The sequence below is a fragment of the Ralstonia edaphi genome, assembly GCF_958350185.1.
GTDB classification, from domain to species: domain Bacteria; phylum Pseudomonadota; class Gammaproteobacteria; order Burkholderiales; family Burkholderiaceae; genus Ralstonia; species Ralstonia edaphi.
The window spans coordinates 109,924-132,718 of sequence record NZ_CATWHI010000007.1 but is presented as its reverse complement, the minus strand read 5'-3'; the positions used below and the strand labels follow the sequence as shown (position 1 = coordinate 132,718).

17 protein-coding genes are annotated in these 22,795 nt (G+C 66.2%); 10 read left to right on the top strand and 7 right to left on the bottom strand.

Annotation, left to right across the window (positions count from 1 at the left end; translation table 11 throughout):
* Nucleotides 1–85 precede the first annotated feature (85 nt).
* The 4 genes from R2669_RS21905 to R2669_RS21890 all read left to right on the top strand — a co-directional run bounded on the left by R2669_RS21905 (nt 86) and on the right by R2669_RS21890 (nt 7,135).
* Nucleotides 86–2,845, top strand: coding sequence for a bifunctional glycoside hydrolase/polysaccharide deacetylase family protein (locus R2669_RS21905; protein WP_316902023.1), 2,760 nt, complete (start codon nt 86–88; stop codon nt 2,843–2,845).
* A gap of 121 nt (nt 2,846–2,966) precedes the next feature.
* Nucleotides 2,967–4,955 carry a methyl-accepting chemotaxis protein gene (locus R2669_RS21900; RefSeq protein ID WP_316902022.1) on the top strand — a complete coding sequence of 663 codons (1,989 nt, stop codon included), beginning with the start codon at nt 2,967–2,969 and terminating at the stop codon, nt 4,953–4,955.
* Nucleotides 4,956–5,096: 141 nt separating this feature from the next.
* A complete protein-coding gene (locus R2669_RS21895) occupies nt 5,097–5,681 on the top strand; it encodes a response regulator transcription factor (RefSeq protein ID WP_316891684.1) in 585 nt (194 codons plus the stop codon).
* 395 nt (nt 5,682–6,076) lie between these two features.
* The gene (locus tag R2669_RS21890; protein ID WP_147218964.1) at nt 6,077–7,135 is read left to right on the top strand and encodes a porin; all 1,059 of its coding nucleotides are present in this window, start codon (nt 6,077–6,079) and stop codon (nt 7,133–7,135) included.
* 79 nt (nt 7,136–7,214) lie between these two features.
* Here the strand turns inward: R2669_RS21890 and R2669_RS21885 are convergent, their stop codons facing one another.
* The 3 genes from R2669_RS21885 to R2669_RS21875 form a co-directional block, all read right to left on the bottom strand.
* A complete protein-coding gene (locus R2669_RS21885; RefSeq protein ID WP_147218962.1) occupies nt 7,215–8,027 on the bottom strand; it encodes a ferritin-like domain-containing protein in 813 nt (270 codons plus the stop codon).
* A gap of 180 nt (nt 8,028–8,207) precedes the next feature.
* Nucleotides 8,208–9,458 (bottom strand): MFS transporter, encoded by a 1,251-nt coding sequence (locus tag R2669_RS21880; RefSeq protein WP_316902021.1) that lies wholly within the window; start codon nt 9,456–9,458, stop codon nt 8,208–8,210.
* An 88-nt stretch (nt 9,459–9,546) separates the two neighbouring features.
* A complete protein-coding gene (locus tag R2669_RS21875; RefSeq protein ID WP_147218958.1) occupies nt 9,547–10,278 on the bottom strand; it encodes a Crp/Fnr family transcriptional regulator in 732 nt (243 codons plus the stop codon).
* A 127-nt stretch (nt 10,279–10,405) separates the two neighbouring features.
* Here R2669_RS21875 and R2669_RS21870 point away from each other — a divergent pair, with 127 nt between their 5' ends.
* Entirely contained in the window at nt 10,406–11,035 is a 630-nt protein-coding gene (locus R2669_RS21870) for an HD domain-containing protein (protein WP_316902020.1), read from the top strand.
* A 9-nt stretch (nt 11,036–11,044) separates the two neighbouring features.
* Here the strand turns inward: R2669_RS21870 and R2669_RS21865 are convergent, their stop codons facing one another.
* Together R2669_RS21865 and adhP are read right to left on the bottom strand one after the other, a co-directional pair.
* A complete protein-coding gene (locus tag R2669_RS21865) occupies nt 11,045–12,040 on the bottom strand; it encodes a 2-hydroxyacid dehydrogenase (protein ID WP_316902019.1) in 996 nt (331 codons plus the stop codon).
* Between the two features lie 59 nt (nt 12,041–12,099).
* Nucleotides 12,100–13,122 (bottom strand): alcohol dehydrogenase AdhP, encoded by a 1,023-nt coding sequence (gene adhP, locus R2669_RS21860; protein ID WP_316877053.1) that lies wholly within the window; start codon nt 13,120–13,122, stop codon nt 12,100–12,102.
* 147 nt (nt 13,123–13,269) lie between these two features.
* Here adhP and sbcB point away from each other — a divergent pair, with 147 nt between their 5' ends.
* A complete protein-coding gene (sbcB, locus tag R2669_RS21855; RefSeq protein ID WP_316902018.1) occupies nt 13,270–14,709 on the top strand; it encodes an exodeoxyribonuclease I in 1,440 nt (479 codons plus the stop codon).
* 77 nt (nt 14,710–14,786) lie between these two features.
* On the opposite strand, the gene R2669_RS21850 is transcribed toward sbcB, so the two are convergent.
* Nucleotides 14,787–18,347 (bottom strand): indolepyruvate ferredoxin oxidoreductase family protein, encoded by a 3,561-nt coding sequence (locus R2669_RS21850; protein ID WP_316902017.1) that lies wholly within the window; start codon nt 18,345–18,347, stop codon nt 14,787–14,789.
* A 148-nt stretch (nt 18,348–18,495) separates the two neighbouring features.
* Between R2669_RS21850 and R2669_RS21845 the strand changes: the two genes are divergently transcribed.
* The 3 genes from R2669_RS21845 to R2669_RS21835 all read left to right on the top strand — a co-directional run bounded on the left by R2669_RS21845 (nt 18,496) and on the right by R2669_RS21835 (nt 20,526).
* Nucleotides 18,496–18,849 (top strand): hypothetical protein, encoded by a 354-nt coding sequence (locus tag R2669_RS21845; protein ID WP_316902016.1) that lies wholly within the window; start codon nt 18,496–18,498, stop codon nt 18,847–18,849.
* Nucleotides 18,850–19,003: 154 nt separating this feature from the next.
* Complete coding sequence (locus R2669_RS21840; protein WP_316902015.1) at nt 19,004–19,867, top strand: hypothetical protein; 864 nt, start codon at nt 19,004–19,006, stop codon at nt 19,865–19,867.
* Nucleotides 19,864–20,526 carry an N-acetyltransferase gene (locus R2669_RS21835; RefSeq protein WP_316902014.1) on the top strand — a complete coding sequence of 221 codons (663 nt, stop codon included), beginning with the start codon at nt 19,864–19,866 and terminating at the stop codon, nt 20,524–20,526. The genes R2669_RS21840 and R2669_RS21835 overlap by 4 nt, the downstream gene beginning before the upstream one ends.
* 3 nt (nt 20,527–20,529) lie before the next feature.
* Here the strand turns inward: R2669_RS21835 and pdxR are convergent, their stop codons facing one another.
* Nucleotides 20,530–21,999 carry a MocR-like pyridoxine biosynthesis transcription factor PdxR gene (gene pdxR / locus R2669_RS21830; RefSeq protein ID WP_316902013.1) on the bottom strand — a complete coding sequence of 490 codons (1,470 nt, stop codon included), beginning with the start codon at nt 21,997–21,999 and terminating at the stop codon, nt 20,530–20,532.
* Between the two features lie 92 nt (nt 22,000–22,091).
* On the opposite strand from pdxR, the gene R2669_RS21825 reads away from it, so the two are divergent.
* A complete protein-coding gene (locus tag R2669_RS21825) occupies nt 22,092–22,775 on the top strand; it encodes a pyridoxamine 5'-phosphate oxidase family protein (protein ID WP_316902012.1) in 684 nt (227 codons plus the stop codon).
* Nucleotides 22,776–22,795 lie beyond the last annotated feature (20 nt).

The following is a 22,795-nucleotide window of genomic DNA, read 5'->3' as shown; positions in this document are numbered from 1 at the left end:
CGTGGCGGGCACGCTGCGGCCGCAAACATTGCAATCGGACGGCTGCCCGACACAATAAAAGTCGGATCGACTTTCGAGGACCGGGATGCACGGCAGGCAGGCGGCGAGCAAGAGGCGGGTGTGGCGGTGGCCGACGTGGCTGGTTGCCATTGCGTTGGCGTTCGGCGTTGCGACCGCTGTTGCACAGCCGTCGACGACGTCTGCTTCCGCAGATCCGCAGATCGCCTTCTACTACGGCCGCGATGTCCCCGTGGCAGAACTGCAAGCCTTCGACTGGGTCGTGCTGGACCCAGCCACGGCTGGCAGTTTCGATCCGAAGCAGCCATCGTCCACGCTGTGGTTCGCCCGTGTAGACCTGACGCAGCAGACCGACGCAATGCGCGCCAGCGCGTGGCCCGCCAATGTGATCGACCAGGTTTTTGCGCCGCTGCTGGCGCAAGGCTATGCGGGCTTCCTGTTGGATGGGCTCGACGTGCTTCAGCACAGCGCGCCCGACGCGGGCAACCGCATTGCGGCGCTGGCCCAGGCGCTGCACGCCCGCGCGCCGCAGACCAAGCTGCTGGCCGGCGGCACGGCGTGGCTCGAGACGCTCGCACCGCAGTTGTCCGGCGTGGTGACGGCGGGGCTGGTGCGTGAGCGCACCGGCGGCGAGGGCTTGCAGGATGTGGCCGATGCCGACCGCACTGCGCGCGTTGCCACGCTGCGCAACATCGGCGCGCAGTACCACCTGCCTGCGGTGGCGCTCGATTACTGCCCCGACTACAACCGGGCCTGTCTGCGCGAGACCGCCAACGTGGCACGCGCAGCGGGCGTCAGCAGCTACGCGACCACGCCGGGCGCCGATTTCATCGGCATCGGCCGCCTGGAAGTGATGCCGCGCCGCGTCCTGCTGGTCGAGCCGCAGGAGCCCGGCACCAGCACCAACACCGCGCCCTCCGTGCTTTATCTGGCCATGCCGATCAACTATCTCGGCTATCGCGTCGAGTTTGCCGACGCCAACAAGCCGTTGCCGGCCGTCACGCCAGACCGCTATGCGGGCGTCGTCACGTGGTTCGACGGCGTTGCATCCCGGCCGGGCGCGTGGGCGTCGTGGCTTCGGCGAACGATGGGCGCCGGCGTGCGTGTGGCGATGTTCAACCAGTTTGGGCTGAACATGGATGCGCCCACGGCGCAGATGTTCGATCTGCGAGCCGTGCCCGGCACGCCGGCCGGGCCGCTTGCCGTGGTCTCGCGCGATCCGATCATGGGCTTCGAGTTGCAGCCCCATCCAGACCGGCGCATGGCCGTGGGGGTTCAGGTCGATTCCAGCGTGGCGGGGGCGCAGTCGCTGCTGCGGCTCTCGGCCGGCAGTTACGCCTACGACGCGGCGGCGATCATGCCGTGGGGCGGTTATGTGCTGCAGCCATTTGGCGTGTTCCGCATGCCCGAGGTCGACCAGGCGCGCTGGGTGATCCAGCCGCTCGATTTTCTGCGCCGCGCGCTGCAGCTGCCGGCCATGCCCGTGCCCGACACGACGACGGAGAACGGCCGCAGATTGATGACCGTGCATATCGACGGCGACGGATTTGCCTCCCGCACCGAATTCCCGCCGAGCGAGTTTTCCGGCCAGGCGCTGCTGCGCGAGATCCTGGACCGCTACAAGGTGCCCACCACCGTGTCGATCATCGAGGGCGAAGTGGCGGCCGACGGCGTGTACCCGAAGCTCACGCCGCAGCTTGAGCCGATCGCGCGCGCTCTGTTTGCGCAGCCTTACGTGGAACTGGCCAGCCACACGTTCTCGCATCCGTTCAACTGGCTGCGCACCACCAATCCGCCCGATCCGGCCTCCGCCGCAACGCCCGAAGGCAGCGACACGTCCTTCTCGTTGAGGATTCCCAACTACCGCTTCAGTTTCGACCGAGAGATCGCCGGCTCCATCCAGTACATCAACACGAAGCTGGCGCCGCCAGGCAAGCGCGTGAAGGTGCTGCTGTGGAGCGGCAACGGCCAGGTGCCGCCGATTGCCGTGCAGAAGACGGTCGAGGCCGGTGTGTTGAACATGAACGGCGGCGACACCTACATCACGCGCTCCAACCCGAGCTGGACGGCCGTGGCGCCGCTTGGCGTGGACAAAGGCGATGGCCTGTTCCAGGTCTTTGCGCCCGACCAGAACGAGAACATCTACACCAACCTCTGGCACGGCCCGTATTACGGTTTCTCGCGGGCCATCGAAACGTTCGAACTGACCGACAAGCCTTATCGCTTCAAGCCGATCGGCATTTACTACCACATGTATTCGGGCACCAAGCTGGCTTCGCTCACCGCCTTGCGGCAGGTGTACGACTGGGCGCTCGCCCAGCCCGTCACGCCGATCTACGCGTCGGATTACATCCGCAAGGTGCTCGACTTCCGCGCCATGGCGGTTGCGCGTGACGGCGATGCCTGGGTTGTGCGCGGCAATGGCGATCTGCGCACCGTGCGCTGGTCCGGCGCCGGTGTGCCGCGTCTTGCGGATGCGCGCGATGTGGCGGGCTACGCGGCGGGTCCGGGCGGCACGTATATCCATCTGACCAGCGGCTCGGCGCGCTTTGCGCTCGACAACGGCGGCCCGACGCTGCCGTACGTGCGCGAGGCCAGCGGCCGCCTGTCGAACTGGCGGCGCAGCGCGGACGGCCGTTCCCTGTCGGTCGATGTTGCCGGCTATGTGCGGCCGTTCATCCGCTTTGCCAACGCTGGCCGCTGCCGCGCCACGGTGGACGGCCGCGACGTGGGCGCCGCGCGCGGGGCTGACTGGCGCATCGAACTCGGCGCCGGCAACGCCGCCAAGCTCACGCCGCAGCATGTCGGACTGACCTGCGACCGGTGACGTCCGGGATGGCAGACAGATGTCTGGTTTATCAGACAAAGCGGTTTGTAAAACGTTTGCGCTCAAGCTTTTCCCAGTCGATCCGTTGTTAACCCGACTGACGACCCCCAGGAAAAAAAGCATGAGAGCGTCTGCGCCCCTTTCTGAAGTTTCACAACGTCCCACAAGCCTTGGTACCCGTCTGGCTGTGATCGGCCTGATCGCGCTGGTGGCCGTGTTCGGCATGTTTGCGCTGGCCAACTCGCAATCGAGCCTGCGCATGCTGGAGGCCAATACGCAATCGGCCATGCATGACCAGGAGGCCGCCATGCGCGACATGATCGGCCTGTTCGACGGCACCATGCGCACCGAGGCCGACCGGTTCCTGACCGCCTTTGCCGACGCCGCGCCCGGCCCCTACAGCGTGGACCCGGCGCAGACCGTGCAAGTGGCCGGCAAGCCGACGCCCACCTTCAAGAGCGGCGACACGGTGCTGAACCTCAACTTCACGGTGCCGGACAAGTTCTTCGCGCGCACCGGCGGTACGGTCGCCACCGTGTTTGCCCGCACCGGTGACGACTTTGTGCGCGTGACCACCTCGCTCAAGAAGGAAAACGGCGAACGCGCGATCGGCACGCTGCTCGACCGCGCTCACCCGAGCTACAAGGCGCTGATGGCCGGCGAGCCGTTCCGCGGCCTGGCGTGGCTGTTTGGCGTGCCTTACATGAGCAAGTACGAGCCCGTGCGCGATGCGTCGGGCAAGGTCATCGGCGCACTCTACGTGGGTGTGGACGTGCGCTCGGAACTGGCGCTGCTCAAGGACAAGATCCGCTCACACGGTATCGGCAAGACGGGCGGCTATTTCGTCATCGACGGCAAGCCCGGCGCAGACCAAGGCAAGGTGCTGATCGACCATACGCAAGACCGCGAAGGCAAAAACCTGCTCGACACCAAGGACGCCGGCGGCCAGGCCTGGGTGCGCGAAATGATCGCGCGCAAGGATGGCACGCTGCGCCATACGCTGGCCGACACGGAAGGCGGCACCGCGCGTGAGCGCCTGACCGTCTTCACGCAATACCCGGATTGGCAGCTCGTGATTGCGGGGACGGCCTACGTGGATGAGCTCAACGCCGATCTGATGGCCGCACGCAACCGGTTCCTGCTGCTGGGGCTGGCGCTCGGCGCGCTGCTGGCGGGCGGCTTGTACTGGATGCTGCGCCGTGCCGTGAGCACGCCGCTGGCCGAGGTGGTGAACGTCGCGCAGCGTGTGGCGGCCGGTGATCTCACGCACCGCCTGCCCTCCACGCGCCGCGATGAGATCGGCCAGGTCATGCGCGCCGTCAACGGCGTCGGCGACGGCCTGTCGGGAATCGTCGACAAGGTGCGTGCCAGCGCCTCGACCATCGCGTCGAGCACCGGCCAGATCGCTGCCGGCAATGCCGATCTTTCCGCGCGCACCGAAGCGCAGGCCGGCAGCCTGGAACGCACCGCATCGAGCATCGAGCAACTGGCCGCCACCGTGCGCCAGAACGCCGAGAGCGCCCACCACGCGCACGACATGGTGCAGTCCGCCAGCGAGGCGGCCAATGCCGGCGGCCAGACCGTCGAGCGGCTGGTCGGTACCATGTCGGGTATCCACGCCACGGCGCAGAAGATTGCCGACATCACCGGCATCATCGACGGCATCGCGTTCCAGACCAACATCCTGGCGCTGAACGCCGCCGTGGAAGCCGCTCGCGCCGGCGAACAGGGCCGCGGCTTTGCCGTCGTGGCCGGCGAGGTGCGCAGCCTCGCCCAGCGCAGTGCCGCCGCCGCCAAGGAGATCAAGGAGTTGATCAGTCGCTCGGTCGAAGAAGTGCAGGCTGGTAACGAGGCCGCCCGCGGCGCCGGCGATGCCATGCAGGACATCGTGACGCGCGTGGAGCGCATCGCCGGTCTGATGGGCGAGATCAGCCACGCGTCGCGCGAGCAGTCGCAAGGCATCGAAGAGGTCAACCGCGCGGTCACGTCGATGGACGAGGTGACGCAGCAGAACGCCGCGCTGGTCGAAGAAGCCGCCGCCGCAGCCGAAAGCCTGCGCCAGCAAGCCCAGGAGCTGCGCGGCGCGGTGGATGTGTTCCGGCTGGCCTGACCCGGCAAGATGTCATGAATTGATGATGTGGCGTTGCAATTGGTACAAGGTTTGGTGGGCAATCGTGCAAACCTGTACCGCGCGGAACCCGATCCGCACCGGTGACTCGCAGCATGGAACCCCGCTCCGTCACCGCTCGCCATGTCCACCGCAGATCAAACCTTCCATCCGGTCGTCGCCATTGACGACCACCCGATCGTTCTCGAATCCATTCGGGCCCTGCTTGCCGGATCGCCGCATCTGCAGCTCGTCGCCACGGCGGCCGATGGCGCGCAGGGGCTGCAGCTGATCCGCTCCGCGCGCCCGAAGCTCGCCATCGTCGATATCAATCTGCCAAACCTGGACGGGCTGGAACTCGTGCGTCGCGTGCGTGCGCAGCGCCGCGATATCGGCCTGGTCGTCACGTCTGCCCAGACCACCGGCAATGAGGCACGGCTCGCTTTCCTGGCAGGCGCCAACGCCTACGTGCCGAAATCGGAAGCGACCTCCGTGCTGACGGCGGCGTTGTTGCTGGCGGCACGCGGCTATCTGTCGTTTCCCGCCTCAGCGATGGGGCCGTCGGAAGGCGCGGGGCTTGCCACGCTCACTCAGCGCGAAATGCGTGTGAACCAACTGCTCGCCGAAGGCCATCGGAACACTGAGATCGCCAAGCGCCTCGGCATCTCGCCCAAGACGGTGTCCACGTTCAAGCACCGCATCTCAAGGAAGGTCGGACTTCCCGATTGATCCATCGGCACAATTCACGGGCAAAAAAAAGAGACCGCTGTTTAGGGCGGTCTCTTAAAGTCGATATGAAGCTGTGAAACTGTCATTCAAGCTTCGGGCCGAATCATAATCGAAAAGCAAAGCTCGCCAATACTTTAATTTTTATCATCGCTTGGATGACTTTTCTGGCGCAATGGATTACGTCGAGTAAGCCATGGGATTCTCTTGTTGTAAATCATGCTTACGGTTCTTGCGCGGTGGCTGCAAGCCTTTGATCCATATGAATAATTTGGCTGCAAATGCTTAGGTTTCATATTTACCACAGGCTGTTTTTGAAATTGATGAAGATGCAAGGCCGGAATACATAATGGCCGCCGATCGCAAATCCCCGCGATAGTGTTTTTAAGGAAAACGATATGAAGATCAAGCTGTTTGCGGCCGCTGCTGCCGCCCTGGTTTCGGCTGGCGCGTTCGCTCAATCGAGCGTGACGATGTACGGTGTGGTCGACGCCGGCGTTGAGTGGGTCAACAAGGCTCCGGGCAACGGTGGCTCGCGCACCGCGATGCAGTCGGGCAACCTGTCGGGCTCGCGTTGGGGCCTGCGCGGTGTTGAAGACCTGGGCGGCGGCCTGAAGGGCATCTTCAACCTGGAAAGCGGCTTCACCATCGACGACGGACGTTCGGGTCAAGACGGCCGTCTGTTCGGCCGCAATGCCTATGTCGGTCTGCAAGGGCAGTGGGGCCAACTGACCCTGGGGCGTCAGCAGAATCTGATGTTCGACTTTGCGTTGAACTACGACCCGATGGCGATTGCCAATCGCTACTCGCTGGCTTCGCAAGATGCCGCCTTGGCTGGCCGTGCTGACAATGCCGTGAAGTACGTGGGCACGTTCAGTGGCGTGAGGACTTCAGCTCTGTATTCGACGCGCAGCGATGGCCAGGAAGTCGCCGGCAACAACAAGGTCGGTCGCGAGTGGAGCCTGGGCCTGGACTACGCCAGCGGCCCGTACTCTGTCGGTGTGGTGTACGACCGGACGAATGGCAACACGGCTGAGCTGGCCGACATCAAGATCCAGCGTGCCATGCTTGGCGGTACATACGCCTATGGTCCGGCCAAGCTGTACGCGGGCTACCGCTGGGCTCACGCAACTGGCCTGGGTCTGGACTCGGCACGTTCGAACCTGTACTGGCTGGGTGTCGGCTATCAAGCCACGCCGGCGCTGACCCTGACGGGTACGGCCTACTACCAGAACTTCAAGGCAGAGGGTGCGGGCAACCCGTGGCTGTTCGTCGTGAGCAGCGACTACGCACTTTCCAAGCGCACTGACGCGTACCTGAACCTGGCGTACGCCAAAAACAGCAGCAATGCGGCACTGCCGCTGGGCGTGGCCGGCTTTGGTGACGTGTTCACGAGCGCCGATGGCAGCACCAATAACCAACTGGGCGCCGTGGTCGGTATCCGCCACAAGTTCTAATCGACCTTCTGTCGGTTGGATACGAAAACCCGGGCTTCGGCCCGGGTTTTTTTGTTGGCGCCTCGTTCGTACGCGGCGATTAGTGCAGGATCACCCGCCGCACCACGGCCACCAGCGGCGGCCGGATCGAGCGCTCGAACCCCGGGCGCAGGCGCAGTGGCTTGAGCAGCATCTTGGCGGCCATGTCGAGCGGCAGATATGAGCGCACCAGCGCGCTGACGCGCGAGTTCAGGGCGCGGACATCGGCCTCGGGCACATCTTCCTGGCCGCGCTCGATACGCAGGACATTGCGCAGGGCGATCATCGAGTCTTCATTCTTGATTTCGCGCAAGCGCGAGGCAAGCGCCTTGAGCACCCGCGCGCGGCCCACGCCTTCGCTTGCGTTGCACTCGTTGAAGAAACGCAGGAAGTGTTTGTAATGCCGCACTTCGTCGGCCGAGATGCGGCTGGCGAGGTCGCGCAGCACGGGTTCATCCGCTTGCGCCGCTGCCTGGGCGATAGCGCGATAGAAGGTGGCCGTACCCATTTCGACGACGCAGCGCGCGACCATTTCCAATGCCTGCGTGGGCTCGAACTGATCGATCGAACACGTCACCGAGTATTCCTCGAAGAAACGGGCGTAGCCGCGCTCCCAATCGAATTCGGGCCAGACGGTTTCAACGTAGCGCCGCAATGCTCGCCCGTGCTGCAGTTCTTCGCGTTCCCAATGGTGGGTCAGCCAGTGCGCGGTATCGGGGCGATCGGCGTAGTACTGCGCGAGGTTGCCGGCATAAAGGTCGGAGCCGCTCTCCACAAACGATGCACTGGCAACGAGGTAGAACAGCGTGCCGTTTTCGCGCACGCGTGCGACGTCAATGCTGTCGTAGGCGATCTCCTGGACCGACCACGGCATGCGTTCGCTTTCAGATGTTTCCAGATGAACCTGTGACAAGGCGCTTCCTCCGTCGGCGGTCTCGCAAAAAGCGGACCGCCTCTCCTATGAGAATGAAACATCACGTCCCATGTTTCAAGACAGATGTGCGCTTGCAAAGGTTCCTAAAAGCAATGTTTCGCCCACAAAGTGGCGCGTACGTCATGGCGATTGCGTCACCTTGGCGCGCGACGCAGAAGTCGGTACAGGGCGTTTTTGCGCGTTCCGCAACCCATAGGCGAAGGCCATCAGCGCGACGAGGGCCGCTCCGACCATCGCCCATTCGACGGCTGCATAACCGCCGGTGGCCCGCCAAAGCAGGGCGCCCAGCCATGGTGCACTGGCCTGGGCCAGCAGTACGGGCGTCATCATCAGGCCATTGAGCGTGGCGTACTGGTTGCGCGACACCAGCTCTGGCATCGCGATCGCGCGCACCATTGTGTTGATGCCGTTGGCTGCGCCGTAGACGAGCGCAAATACGATCAGCGCCGGCCCGCTTGAGAGCGCGAGTACGACGAGTGCGGCTGCCATGGCGCCGTACGTCCATGGAGCAATGCGCACCGGGTGCGCCGGGCGCGAACGCATCATGGCCAGCCGGCCGAGCACCTGGGCCGGACCGATGAGCGCGGCGATCAGCAACTGACGGCTGGTCGGCACGCCTTTCTCGGTCAGCAGCGGAATCAGGTGCGCCCCGAGCACAGTGGCGATCAGGCTCGTGGCCACGAAGGCCAGCACCACCGCCCAGAACACAGGTAGGCGCAGCACCATGCGCCATGCCGAGGCATGCACGGGTGCTGTCGGGTCGAGCGCCTCCGCTGGCGTGTGGACGGGCGGTCGCACACGCAGGCGTGCATGGATCGGCAGGCAGATCAGCACATGCGCCAGCGCAAAAAGCTGCAGCGTGTGCCGCCAGCCGACGTGTTCGACGCCCCATTGCGCAAGCGGAATGCTCAGCGTGCTGGAGAACCCGGCGATCAGCGTGAGGCCGATGATCGGGCGCTGGTACGCATCGCCAAACGCCTGGCGAAGCACGACGAAGGCCGGGTCGTAGAGCGTCGTGGCCATCGCCAGGCCCATCGGCAACCAGAGCAACAGGAAGGCGGCCTCATTTGAGACGAAGGACCACGCCAGCAGACCGCCCGCCGCCAGCACGGTGCCTCCTCCCATCACGCGGCGCGCCGGCCAGCGGTCGAGGGCGCGTCCGACCCAGAACGAGCACAGCGCCCACACCAGCAGCCCGAGCGAAAACCCGCCCGCCAGAAACGGCCGCGCCCAGCCAAGCGTGTCGTGCATGGGCGCCAGAAACACGGTGAAGGTGAAGTACAGCGTGCCCCACGACACCATCTGCGCGAGGCCCAGCAACAACACAAGGCGCCGGCCTTCAGGCGAGCCGGGCGAGAACATGGGGTTCATGGGAGCGGTGGAAGGGGCAGATCTGCGCGGCAAAAATCCATTCTATCGGCGCAGATTGCGGCGCGCGCGCCCCATGCGCAGGGCACGCTCAAGCAGCGTGCCCGTCCATCAGCCTCCGCAAAGCTGCCGCGTCGACGATCTCGACGGTCCGGTAATGGCAGCGGATCCAGCCCGCGCGCTGCCACGCCTGCAGGTACTTTGAGATCGTCTGCCGCGAGCGCGCCAGCATGCGGCCCAGTTCTTCGTTGCTGGCGGCCACGGAGCGGCCATCGCCGGCGCGGGCGAGCTGCAGCAGTCGTTGGGCGAGGCGGGCATCGGCGGGCATTTCGCTGGCGTGCTCGAACTCGTCGAAGATGAGGCGGATGCGCTGGCAGAGCTGCTGCATCAGCGCCCACATGCCGGCCGGGTAAGCCGACACCACGCGCGCAAACGCCGCGCTGCCCAGCAAGACGAGCGTGGTCGGCCCCTGCGCATGGGCGCTGTGCGTGCGGCCACCGCCGTCGATGAGCGCGATCTCGCCAAACCATTCGCCCGCCCGCAGCACACCGTAGACGAGTTCGCTGCCGCCGTCCGTCGTCCGGCTGATGCGCACGCGGCCGCGCACGATCAGGAACATGCCCTGTGCGGGACCGCCGTGCGGGTGGATGCATTCGCCGTCGGGGTAGGTGATCAGGCGTGCGGTGGGCGCAATCTCGGCCAGCAGCTCGGCGGGGGCGTCGCGCAGCCAGCCCTGCGCGAGCTGTGCAGGCGTGGGCGCGGCGGCGGTGTGGGTGGCGTCTGCGGGCATGGCGGCAGGATGCGGCGAGGGCGGTCCGATCATTGTCAAACGCTTGACAGTCTGCATGCAAGCGCCGGCAGAGAATGGCCCGCTAGCCGCGCAGCCAGCCACTCAAGAAATACGACGCGGCACCGACGCGACCATTCCGGCGACGAAGGAGACACCCCCAATGACCGATTCCCAACACACCGCCCCGCGCGCAACGTTTTCCCATATGGAGCACGGCACGCGCGAGGACTGGGCCGCTATCTCGGCGGAGTTCATGCCTTACGCCCGTGCATTACCCGACCGCGTGCTCGCGCACCTGAAGCTGCTCGACGGTGATTGCGGCGGCTTTCCGATCGACCGTCTCGCGCATTCCCTGCAAACCGCCACGCTTGCCCACCGCGACGGGCGTGACGAGGAATACGTCGTCTGCGCGCTGTTGCACGACATTGGCGACACGCTGGGCAGCTTCAACCATCCGGACATCGCCGCGGCCATCCTGAAGCCGTTCGTGAGCCCGGAAAACCTGTGGATGGTCGAGAAGCACGGCATCTTCCAGGGCTACTACTTCTTCCACCATCTCGGGCTCGACCGCAACGTGCGCGAGCAGTACCGCAGCCAGCCGGAACTGTTCGAGCGCACCGCCGAGTTCTGCGCCAAATACGACGCCGCGGCCTTCATGCCGGATTACGACAACCTGCCGCTGTCGTTCTTCGAGCCGATGGTGCGGCGCGTGCTGGCCAAGCCACGCAACTCCATCTACGTGAAGGAAGGCGAAAGCGAACTGTCGCGGCCGAAAGCCGCGGCGGCCTGATGTGCAGGCCTAGGCCTTCACCACATTGACGGGCGCGCCTGCCGCCCACGCCGCCACGTTGGCGAGTGTGGTGTCGGCAATGCCCGCCAGCGCCTCGCGCGTGAAGAACGCCTGATGCGCGGTGACGATGACGTTGGGAAAGCTCAGGAGCCGCGCCAGTACGTCGTCCTGCAGCACGTCGGCGGAGCGGTCTTCGAAGAACAGATCGGCCTCTTCTTCGTAGACGTCCAGCCCGAGGTGGCCGAGCTGGCCGGTCTTGAGGGCGTCGATCAGCGCCGGGCTGTCGACGAGACCGCCGCGGCTCGTGTTGATGAGCATCGCGCCCGGCTTCATGCTGGCGAGCGCGCTGGCGTCGATGAGGTGGTGTGTGCCGGCGTTGAGCGGGCAGTGCAGGCTGACGATATCGGCCTGCGCCAGCAATTCAGGCAGCGGCACGTAGCGCACGCCCAGCGCCGTCAGCGCCGCCTGCGGAAACGGATCGAATGCCAGCACGTGACAGCCGAAACCCGCCATGATGCGCGCGAACACCTGGCCGATCTGCCCCGTGCCGACCACGCCGACAGTCTTGCCGGCAAGGTCGAAGCCCAGCAATCCGTCCAGCGAGAAATCGCCTTCCCGCGTGCGATTGCAGGCGCGGTGCAGCCGCCGGTTCAGCGTGAGGATCATGCCGACCGCATGTTCGGCCACCGCGTGCGGCGAATACGCCGGCACGCGCACCACCGTCAGCCCCAGCCGCTGCGCGGCCGCCAGGTCGACATGGTTGAAGCCCGCCGAGCGCAACGCGATCAGCCGCGTGCCGCCCGCTGCCAGCGCCTCGAGCACTTCCGCATCGAGGCAATCATTCACGAAGGGGCACACCACTTCAAAGCCGGCTGCGAGGGACGCCGTCTGTGCGTCGAGGTGCGCGCGCTGGAAAACGAGGTCGAAGCCGTGGCCGCCACGCGTGAGTGAGGCGCGGAAGCTGTCTTCGTCGTAACGGTGGCTGCTGAAAAAGAGGATGCGCATGGCGGCGGGGCAAGCGGACGTGATGCCTGCAGCTTACTCGCACCGCCGGGTGCCGGCGCTCAGAGCGTCAGGACAATGCGGCCATCCACCTTGCCGGCCTTCAGATCGGCGAACACCTGGTTGATGTTGTCGAGCTTGTCGCGGTGAATGTGGGCGCGCACTAACCCCTCGGCGGCAAACTGCAGCGACTCTTGCAGATCACGCCGCGTGCCCACAATCGAGCCCCGCACGGTGATGCCGTTGAGCACCGTGGAGAAGATCGGCAGCGGAAAATCGCCCGGCGGCAGCCCGTTGAGCGAGATCGTCCCGCCGCGCCGCACCATGCCCAGCGCTTGCGCAAAGGCGCTCCGTGACACCGCCGTCACCAGCACGCCGTGCACACCGCCGATCTCTTTCTGGATCACGGCCGCCGGGTCTTGCTGCGAGGCATCGACGACGAGCTTGGCCCCAAGCTCCCGTGCCAGCGCCAGCTTGTCGGGCGCCACGTCGACGGCCACCACGTGCAGGCCCATCGCAATCGCGTATTGCACCGCCACGTGTCCCAGCCCGCCAATGCCGGAAATGGCGATCCACTGGCCGGGGCGCGTATCCGTCATGCGGATGCCCTTGTAGACCGTCACGCCTGCGCAGAGGATCGGTGCGATCTCTTCAAAGCTGACCTGCGCGGGCAGGTGGCCGACATAGTTCGGGTCGGCCAGTACGTATTCGGCATAGCCGCCGTTGACGGAGTAGCCGGTGTTCTGCTGCTCGTGGCAGAGGGTTTCCCAGCCACTCAGGCAATGCTCGCAGTGGCCGCAGGCGGTGTAGAGCCAGGGCACACCCACGCGGTCGCCTTCCTTGACGGCGGTCACGCCTTCGCCCACGGCTGCCACATAACCCACGCCTTCATGCCCGGGGATGAACGGCAGGCTTGGCCTGACGGGCCAGTCGCCATCGGCGGCGTGCAAGTCTGTATGGCAGACGCCCGAGGCCGCGATCTTGACAAGAATCTGCCCGCGCCCAGGTGTGGGAACAGGCACTTCCTCAATGCGCAAGGGTTCGCCAAACGCATGGACTACTGCGGCTTTCATCGACTGGGCCATGAGACATCTCCGGGTTGGGGGAGATACCAGTCTGGTCGACGCCTGCCCGATGCGGGTTGATGTGAGTCAACCGCCAAGGAGGGCGAGCGGGATGGGCAACACTGTTAACATGCCGGCATCTTCAGTGTTTTCCAGCGAGCCGCTGCCTTGCCTGTCACTCCCACCTTTCTCTGGCACGACTACGAAACGTTCGGCGCCGTGCCGCGCCGTGATCGCCCCGCGCAGTTTGCCGGCATCCGCACCGATGCCGAGCTGAACGAGATCGGCGAGCCGGTCGAACTGTTCTGCCAGCCGTCCAACGACTGGCTGCCCGATCCGGTGTCGTGCCTCATCACCGGCATCACGCCGCAACAATGCGCCCGGCAAGGCATTCCGGAATACCGTTTCGCCCAGGCCATCGAGCGCGAACTCGGCACGCCCGGCACCATCGGCGTCGGCTACAACACCATCCGTTTCGACGATGAGGTGACGCGCCACCTGTTCTGGCGCAACCTGATCGACCCGTATGCCCGCGAGTGGCAGAACGACTGCGGACGCTGGGATCTGCTCGATGTGGTCCGCACGACGTGGGCCCTGCGCCCGGAAGGCATTCAATGGCCGACCCACGAAGACGGTCGGCCGAGCTTCAAGCTGGAGCATCTGTCCAAGGCCAACGGCCTGGTGCACGAGGCGGCGCACGATGCGGTGTCCGATGTGCGCGCGACGATCGCGCTGGCGCGTCTGATTCGCAATGCGCAGCCGCGCCTGTTCGATTTCTGCCTGGCGCTGCGCAAGAAAGACCGCGTGGTGGCCGAGATTGGCGATGCGCCGCGGCCGTTGCTGCACATCTCCGGCATGTACGGCGTGGAGCGTGGCTGCATGGCCGTGGTGTGGCCACTGGGCGGGCATCCGACCAACAAGAACGAACTGATCGTCTGGGATCTCGCGTTCGACCCGTCCGAGCTGTTCCACATGGATGTGGCGACGATCCGCGAGCGCATGTTCACGCGCACGGCCGATCTGGCCGAGGGCACCACGCGACTGCCGATCAAGTCGATTCACATCAACAAGTCGCCCATCGTCATCAGCAACATGAAGACGCTGCAGCCCGCGCAGGCAGAACGCTGGGGCATCGACTTCGCCACGATCGAACGCCACGCCGCCATCGCCCAAGGCGCGCCCGACATGCGCGAAACGTGGCGTCAGGTGTACGCCCGCGAACTGGAGCCGATTGAAGACGTCGACCAGAACCTCTACGGCGGATTCGTCGGCAACGACGATCGCCGCCTGCTCAACGAGCTGCGCACGCTCAGCGGCGAACAGCTCGCGCGCCTGCATGCGGAGTTTGCCGACGCTCGCCTGCCTGAGCTGCTGTTCCATTACCGCGCACGCAATTTCCCCGACACGCTGAACGAAGAGGAATACGAGCAGTGGGAGCAGTTGCGCGCCGAGCGGCTGTTCGAAGGCCGTGACGGCTACATGACCTTCGAAATGTTCGGCGAGCGGCTTCAACAGCTGGGCGCGGAAGCGGCGGAGAACGGCGACACGCGTGCGCAGACCATCCTGCAGGATCTGTACGACTACGCGCAGCAGATCGTGCCGGGCTGACGAAGCCGACGCATCAAGAAAAACGGAGGCCGAAGCCTCCGTTTTTTTTCATGGCGATGCTGAACGCTTGGCGCCGATCAGGCCGCCTGCTGTGCCGCCGCCGGATCGCGCCACTGGGCCAGCAGCTTGTTCCAGCGGATGCGCGCCGCAGCCAGGTTGGCCTCCTTCACATGGCCGAAGCCGCGGATGTCCTCCGGCAGCCGAGCCAGTTCCACGGCTTGGGCCAGCTTTTGCGCCGTCAGGCCCTTCACCAGTTCATCGACCAGCGCGCGGTATTCGCCGATCAGCGCGCGCTCGGTGCGGCGTTCTTCGGTCTTGCCGAAGATGTCGAGCGCCGTGCCGCGCAGGCCCTTGAGCTTGGCGAGCACCTTGAAGATGCGCATCGTGTTCGGACCAAAGCGTTGCTTGACCAGGTGGCCCTTCTCGTCACGCTTGGCCGTCATGGGCGGCGCGAGCCAGAAGTTGAGCTGGTAGTCGCGGCCGGGTTCGCCTTCGAACTGCGCGCGCAGCTTGTCGAGGAAGGCCGGATCGGTGTACAGACGGGCGACTTCGTATTCGTCCTTGTACGCCATCAGCTTCGACAGGTTGCGCACCACCGCTTCCGTGAGCGCCAGGGGTTGGCCGGCCCCCACCACGGCGGCCTCTGCTGCACGCACGCGCTCGACCACCGCGCGGAATTCAGCGGCATACGCGGCGTTCTGGTATGCGGTCAGCAGATCGACGCGGCGGGCGATCAGCGTGTCGAGCGAGGGCAGGGCGATGACGTCGGCCTTGGCACGCGGTGCGTCGCCTGCCAGCTTGAGCACCGCCTCGCGGTCTTGCGCGAGGTGGCGGCCCCATTCGAACGCGGTCTTGTTCTTCTCGACGGCGACGCCGTTGAGTTCGATCGCGCGTATGAGCGCGTCGTGCGTCAGCGGAACCCAGCCCTTTTGCCATGCAAAGCCCAGCACCAGCGGGTTGGTGAAGATGGCGTCGCCCAGCAGGCGCACGGCCAGCGTGTTGGCGTCTTCAAACGCGCAGGCGTCGCCGACGGCCGCGCGGATGTCCGCCTCGGCCGAGCTGCCCGGGAAGCGCCAGTTCGGGTTCTTGATGAAATCGGCCGTGGGCGATGCCGTGCTGTTGATGATGGCGCGCGTCTGGCCGTGCTGCACCTTCGACAGCACTTCGTCCGACGCCGACACAATCGCGTCGCAGCCGATCACGAGGTCCGCCTCGCCCATGGCGATGCGCGTGGCGTGGATCGAATCGGGGCGCTCGCCGATCTGCACGTGCGAGAGCACCGCGCCGCCTTTCTGCGCCAGGCCCGCCATGTCGAGCACGGTCACGCCCTTGCCTTCGATGTGCGCGGCCATGCCGAGCAGCCCGCCGATGGTCACCACGCCTGTGCCGCCCACGCCGGTCACCAGCACGCCATACGCGCGGTGGATGGCCGGCAGCTCAGGATGCGGCAGCAGCGGCAGGCCTTCCATCGACACGCCGTGCGACTCCGGCTTGCGCACCTGCGCGCCTTCTGCCGTCACGAAGCTCGGGCAGAAGCCGTTCACGCACGAAAAGTCCTTGTTGCACGACGACTGGTTGATCTTGCGCTTCGTGCCCAGTTCCGTTTCCAGCGGCTCGACCGACAGGCAGTTCGACTTGACCGAGCAATCGCCACAGCCTTCGCACACGGCGTCGTTGATGAACGCGCGGCGGGCCGGATCGGCCATCGTGCCGCGCTTGCGGCGGCGGCGCTTCTCGGTCGCGCAGGTCTGGTCGTAGATCAGCACGCTGGTGCCCGGCACCTCGCGCAGCTCGCGCTGGATGGCATCGAGGCGGTCGCGGTGATGCACCGTTACGCCTTCAGGCAGCTTGATGGCGGCGTTGTACTTCTCCGGCTCGTCCGTGACGATGACGATGCGCGACGTGCCTTCGGCGTAGACCTGCGCGGCAATCTGCGGCACGGAAAGCGGGCCGTCGACCGGCTGGCCGCCCGTCATGGCCACGGCGTCGTTGTAGAGGATCTTGTAGGTGATGTTCACCTTGGCTGCAATCGACGCGCGGATCGCCAGCAGGCCCGAGTGGTAGTACGTGCCGTCACCCAGGTTGGCGAACACGTGCTGGTCGCCCGAGAACGGCATCTGGCCGATCCACGCCACGCCTTCGCCGCCCATCTGGCTGAAGGTGTCGGTGCGGCGGTCCATCCACACGGTCATGTAGTGGCACCCGATGCCGGCCAGCGCGCGCGAGCCTTCCGGCACGTTGGTCGACGTGTTGTGCGGGCAGCCCGAGCAGAACCACGGCTTGCGTTCGGCCGTGATGCGCGGCTTGGCCAGTGCCTTTTCTTTGGCGTCGATGATGGCGATGCGCGAGGCAATGCGCGCGCGCACGTCCGACGGCAGTTCGAATTTCTCCAGGCGCGTGGCGATGGCGCGCGCGATGAGCGCGGGCGACAGCTCGTAATGCGCCGGCAGCAGCCAGTTGGCCATCGGCACCGACCATTCGCCGCCGGCGTTGTCGCGCTCGTCAAACTTGCCGTACACGCGCGGCCGCACGTCGTCGCGGTAGTTGTACAGCTCTTCCTTGAGTTGGTATTCCAGGATCTGGCGCTTCTCTTCCACCACCAGGATCTCTTGCAGCCCTTCGGCAAACGCACGCGCGCCGTGCGCTTCCAGCGGCCACACGCAGCCGACCTTGTACAGGCGGATGCCGATGCGGCGGCAGGTGTCCTCATCAAGGCCGAGATCGACCAGCGCCTGGCGCACATCGAGGTACGCCTTGCCGGCGGTCATGATGCCGAAGCGCGCCTGCGGCGAATCGAGCACCACGCGGTCGAGCTTGTTGGCACGCACGTACGACAGGCCGGCGTACCACTTGTAGTCGAGCAGCCGCGCTTCCTGCACCAGCGGCGGATCGGGCCAGCGGATGTTCAGCCCACCCTGCGGCATGACGAAATCTTCGGGCAGGATGATCTGCGCGCGGTGCGGATCGACGTCCACCGAGGCGGACGATTCCACCACGTCCGTCACGCACTTCATCGACACCCACAGGCCGGAGTAGCGGCTCATCGCCCAGCCATGCAGGCCGTAGTCGAGGTATTCCTGCACGTTCGACGGATACAGCACCGGAATGCCGGCCGCCTTGAAGACGTGCTCGGACTGGTGCGCCAGCGTGGAGGACTTGGCGGCGTGGTCATCGCCTGCCAACACCAGCACGCCGCCATGCGCGGACGAGCCGGCCGAGTTGGCGTGCTTGAACACGTCGATCGTCCGGTCGACGCCCGGCCCCTTGCCGTACCACATGCCGAACACGCCGCTGAACTTGGCGTTCGGATACAGATTGACCTGCTGCGAGCCCCAGACCGCCGTGGCGGCCAGGTCTTCGTTGAGCCCCGCCTGGAAGACGATGTTGTGGCCGGCCAGATGCTTCTTGGCCTTCCATAAGGCCTGGTCCAGCGCACCCAGCGGCGAGCCGCGGTAGCCGGAGATGAAGCCTGCCGTGTTCAGCCCAGCGGCGCGGTCGCGCTCCTGCTGCAGCATCGGCAGACGCACCAGTGCCTGCGTGCCGCTGATGTAGATGCGGCCACGCTCGAGCGTGTACTTGTCGTCCAGGGAAACGGTTTCGAGCGCGCGGCGTAGCGCGTCGTTCAGAGGGGCATTCATGCGTGCTCCGGGTGGGTGTGTCGGGATCACCGACAGCAGGTCTCTTTTGGTGCCGCCTGCGCCGCTTCTTGTGGAAACTGGCAGAGGGCCGTGGGTCGAGGCATCGTAGCATCGCGTGACATTCGGAACACCGTGCAACGCAGCAAGAATGGGGGCGGGTTTTCCCTTGGTTGTGGTGTCCGATGCACGCACGCAGGGGGATGGAAGCTGCGGTTGCACCGGTTGTGCGGTGCATGCAACGTTTGCGGCGAAATCGGCAAACTTCGGTAAAGAAGCTGCGACCAAGTCACGCAATCCCTGGACTTTCGCAAGCCGCGCCGCCATCCTGCGCAGTTCCGCCCGCATTCCTCAAACCACGATCGTGATCGCCACCGCTTTCGCCACCGCCCAACCCCGGCACACGCTGCCGGCAGACGGCGCGCGCCTGCGTGGCGGCCCTTGGCGCGATCGGTTCAGCACGCACGTCGCCCTCCGGCACTTCCTGCTCGCCCGGCTTTCGTAAGCCGTGCGGGGTGTCGCCACAAGCTGGCGCACCTGCCCCGTACGGCACGCTCCGCTCCCCTCTCCCTTTCATTCCGGCTTGGCGCTGACACGCGCCGGCGCCGGTACGCCTGCCGTCGCCGGATGTAACCCGGCGCGGCGGCGCAGGAACTGCCATGGAACTCACGCAGAACTTCGTCAAGGCCAAGCGGCCTTGCGCGGATGGCTACCGCTGGTACATCCGCAACCGCCACAGCGGCACCGACTACCAACACCTGCTCGACAGCCTCGTACGCGAAGGCCGCATCGGCGATGCCGTCTGGCTGCTCGACAACTTCGGCCCGACCGATGCCGTGCTCGACGCCGACGACATCGAAGCCGATGCGCTCGTCTTTGCCGGCACCATCGTTGTACGCGGCGGCATTCATGTCGATGGCGTGTTGCGCGCCGGCCAGGGCATTCGCGCCGGCGGTGGCGTGCGCGCAGGCGAGTCGATCACCACCGGCGGCGATCTGGAAGCCAAGGCCGGTCTTTACTGCGACGGTGCCGTGCATGTCGGTGGCGACCTGCGCGTCGGCTGGGGCCTGACCGCGACTGGTGCAGTGCATTGCGGCGGGCTGGTGCGCGTGCATCGCGACTTGCACTGCGATGCCGGCATCGACGCAGCCGCGGATTTGCTGATCGGCGAGGCACTGGCGGCGCGCGGCAACGTGCGCTGCGGCAAGGGCCTGCGCGCCGGCGGCGAGGTCATCAGCGAGGCCGGCATCGTCAGCGCGAACGGCATCTTCGCCGGTGGCGACCTGTGCGCCGACACGCATCTCGAAGCAGGCTGGGGCATCCGGGCCGGCGGCGACATTGAAGCGGGTGGCGCCATCCGCGCGGGCGAAGGCGTGGAGGCCGGCGGCACGATCGTGGCCGGGCCCGGCTACGGCGTGTATGCCGGGCTGGCGGTGCGCATGGCCGACTGGCCCGTCAGCGCGCGCGTGCATGCGCTTGCGCGTCCTGACGGTCTGGTCAGTGGACACTGGGGCGCGCCATGAGCTGTGCGTTGCCCATCCCGCCGCCCCTCGATTGGCCGACGCTGTTTCCCGTCTTGCCGCCGCTGCAGCGCTGGCTTGCACCGCTCGGCTTGCGCATCGACGTCGAGCACGGCAGTGACGACATCGAGCGCGAACTCGACACGCTGTACGAGCGCATGCAGACGCCCGGCACGCCGCTGCACGGCATGGCCTGCGACGATGGCACCTTGCCCGGCTTTCGCCTGCACACACGCGAGGCCGACGGCGAGATTTACGTCTACGTCGAAGATGTGGCTGCGCGGCGCTTTGCTGGCGTCACGGTGTTCAATCGGCTGATTGAACTCGACAAGCGTGCCGATCGCATCCTGCGTGCACCGCATTCGAAGTATGCGGCGGCGTACCAGCGGCGCGGGCTCGCATCGGCGGTGTATCGGCGCGCGCTGGATGGCGGCATGTGCCTGATGAGCGGCGCGCGGCAATCGACGGGCGCGCACGCGCTGTGGCAGTCGCTGGCGGCGCGGTATGCGTCGGGTTACGTGGAAGTGCGCGAGAAGCGCTTGCGCTATCTCGGCGATGCAGTTGGTGCGGACGTGCTCGACGCCTTGCACACGCGCCGCGTGTTGTTGGGCGGCGGCTGGACCATCGCGGTGTTGGCGGCTGCCACAAAGATGGCCGCCTGATGATCAACCTGCGACGCTCTCGATCACGTCGCGCATGCGTATCACCAGTCCGTCCATCGCTTCGGCCGGCACGTTGCCGTAGCCGAGCACGAGGCCGTTGTATTGCGCGGTCAGCGTGCCGGGCAGGCAGAAGCGTGACAGCGGCCGCAGCACCATCCCGCGTTCCCGGGCGGCGCGGCTGACCTCCGTGTCGCGCACCGGCGCGTCGAGCCGCGTGGAAAGATGCATGCCGCCCGCACCGCCCGATACGGTGACGATGCCGGCCAGGTGTCGCTCGATTGCGGCCTGCAGCGTATCGCGGCGCTCGCCATAGAGGCGACGCATGCGGCGCAGATGCCGCGTGAAATGTCCCGCCTCGATGAACTCGGCCAGCGCGAGCTGCTCAGCCACGCGCCCGCGCAGCATCAGCGCACCGGCCGCCTTTTTCAGCACGGGCGCCAGGGCTGGCGGTACCACCATGTAACCGAGGCGCAGCGCAGGGAATAGCATCTTGCTGAACGTGCCGAGATAGATGACGGGCGCATCTTCGGTCAGGCCTTGCACGGCGGACAGCGGCGCGCCCGTGTGGCGGAATTCGCTGTCGTAGTCGTCTTCGATGATCCACGCGCCGGCTGCGCGTGCGTGCTGGATGAGCGCGAGACGGCGCTCAAGGCTCATCACCGCGCCCAGCGGGTATTGGTGCGATGGCGTGATGTAGATGAGCCGGGGCGGCGTGTCACGCCAGTCTTCCGCGCGCGGGGCGAGGCCATCGGCATCGACGCCGATCGGTACCAGGCGCATGTCGGCGGCTTGCAAGGCGGCGCGCGCTCCGTAGTAGCCGGGGTTCTCGATCCATGCAGTGTCGCCCGCATCGGCCAGCGTGCGGGCGCACATGTCGAGGCTGTTCTGCGTGCCATCGGTGATGAGCACCTGCGTCGCATCGCAGCGCACCCCGCGCGAAACGCGCAGGTATTCCGCCACGGCCTGGCGCAGCGCGACGTTGCCTTCGACCGGGCCGTAGCCCATCTGCCCCGGACCGATGCGGCGCCACCCTCGCTCCATGCAGCGGCGCCATTGCGCCAGCGGGAATTCATCCAGCGCGGGCGTGCCGGGCAGGAAGGGCAGCAGGTCGTCCATGCCGCCGCGCGGGCGCTCCAGATCCTTCACGCGGTGCGATAGCGCGGGTGGGGCATCCGGCGCCGGTGCGGGCGTCTGCTGCAGGCCGACGCGTGCCACCACCGTGCCTTGCCGTCGGCTGAGCACGAAGCCCTCCGCAGCGAGCTGCTCGTAGGCGTAGAGCACCGAGTTGCGCGCGATGCCCAGCTCTTCGGCCAGCGTGCGCGATGGCGCGAGGCGCGTGCCTTCCTCGATCTGTCCGCTCAGGATGGCCGCACGCAGGCAGGCATACAGGCGGTGCTGCTGCGAGGTGCGGGCTCCGCCCTCGCCATGCATCGCCGTGCGTTCGTAGTTCGACAGCAGGACGCCGTAGTCCATCGTGGCTCCAAGATCTTGCATTTTGGTGGGTCTATGAATGGTGCCACGGTTTTTCTATTGTCGGCATATCGATTGATGATTCGGAGCCTCGCGTGTCGACCACAGAACCCACATCGCCCACCGCACGCACTCGCGTGCGCCGCGTCGCGCATCGCGGCCACTACGACCGCACCACGCTGCATGCCATCCTCGACGAGGCTTACGTTTGCCACATCGCCTTCGCCGACGAGCACGGCGTGCATTGCATCCCGACCGCCTGCTGGCGCGAGGGCGATCATCTGTACATCCACGGTTCCAACGGCAGCCGCATGCTCGAGCTGGCAGGCAGCGGGGCGCAGGTCTGCGTGACCGTCACGCACATCGACGGCCTGGTGCTGGCGCGCTCGGCGTTCAACCATTCGATGAACTACCGGTCGGCTGTCATTTACGGTGCGTTCGAAGTCGTGCCGGATGCGCAGAAGCCTGCGGTGCTCGATACGTTCATGGAAGTGCTCGCGCCTGGTCGTTCACGACAGGCGCGGTCCGGTAATGCCAAGGAACTTGCCGCCACGACCGTGCTGCGCATTCCGCTGGATGAGGCGGCGTGCAAAGTGCGCACGGGCGGGCCGAAGGATGATGCTGAAGACCTTGACCTGCCTGTGTGGGCTGGGGTGCTGCCGATGGCGCTGTTGCCGTTGCCGCCGGTGGTGGAGGCTGCGCCGGCGGGTACGCCGGATTATGTGCAGGAGTGGAGGGACAGTGCGCGTGCGGTGGTGGGGGATGTGGGGGTGTCGTGACGGCTGGGGTGCTGGTTGGT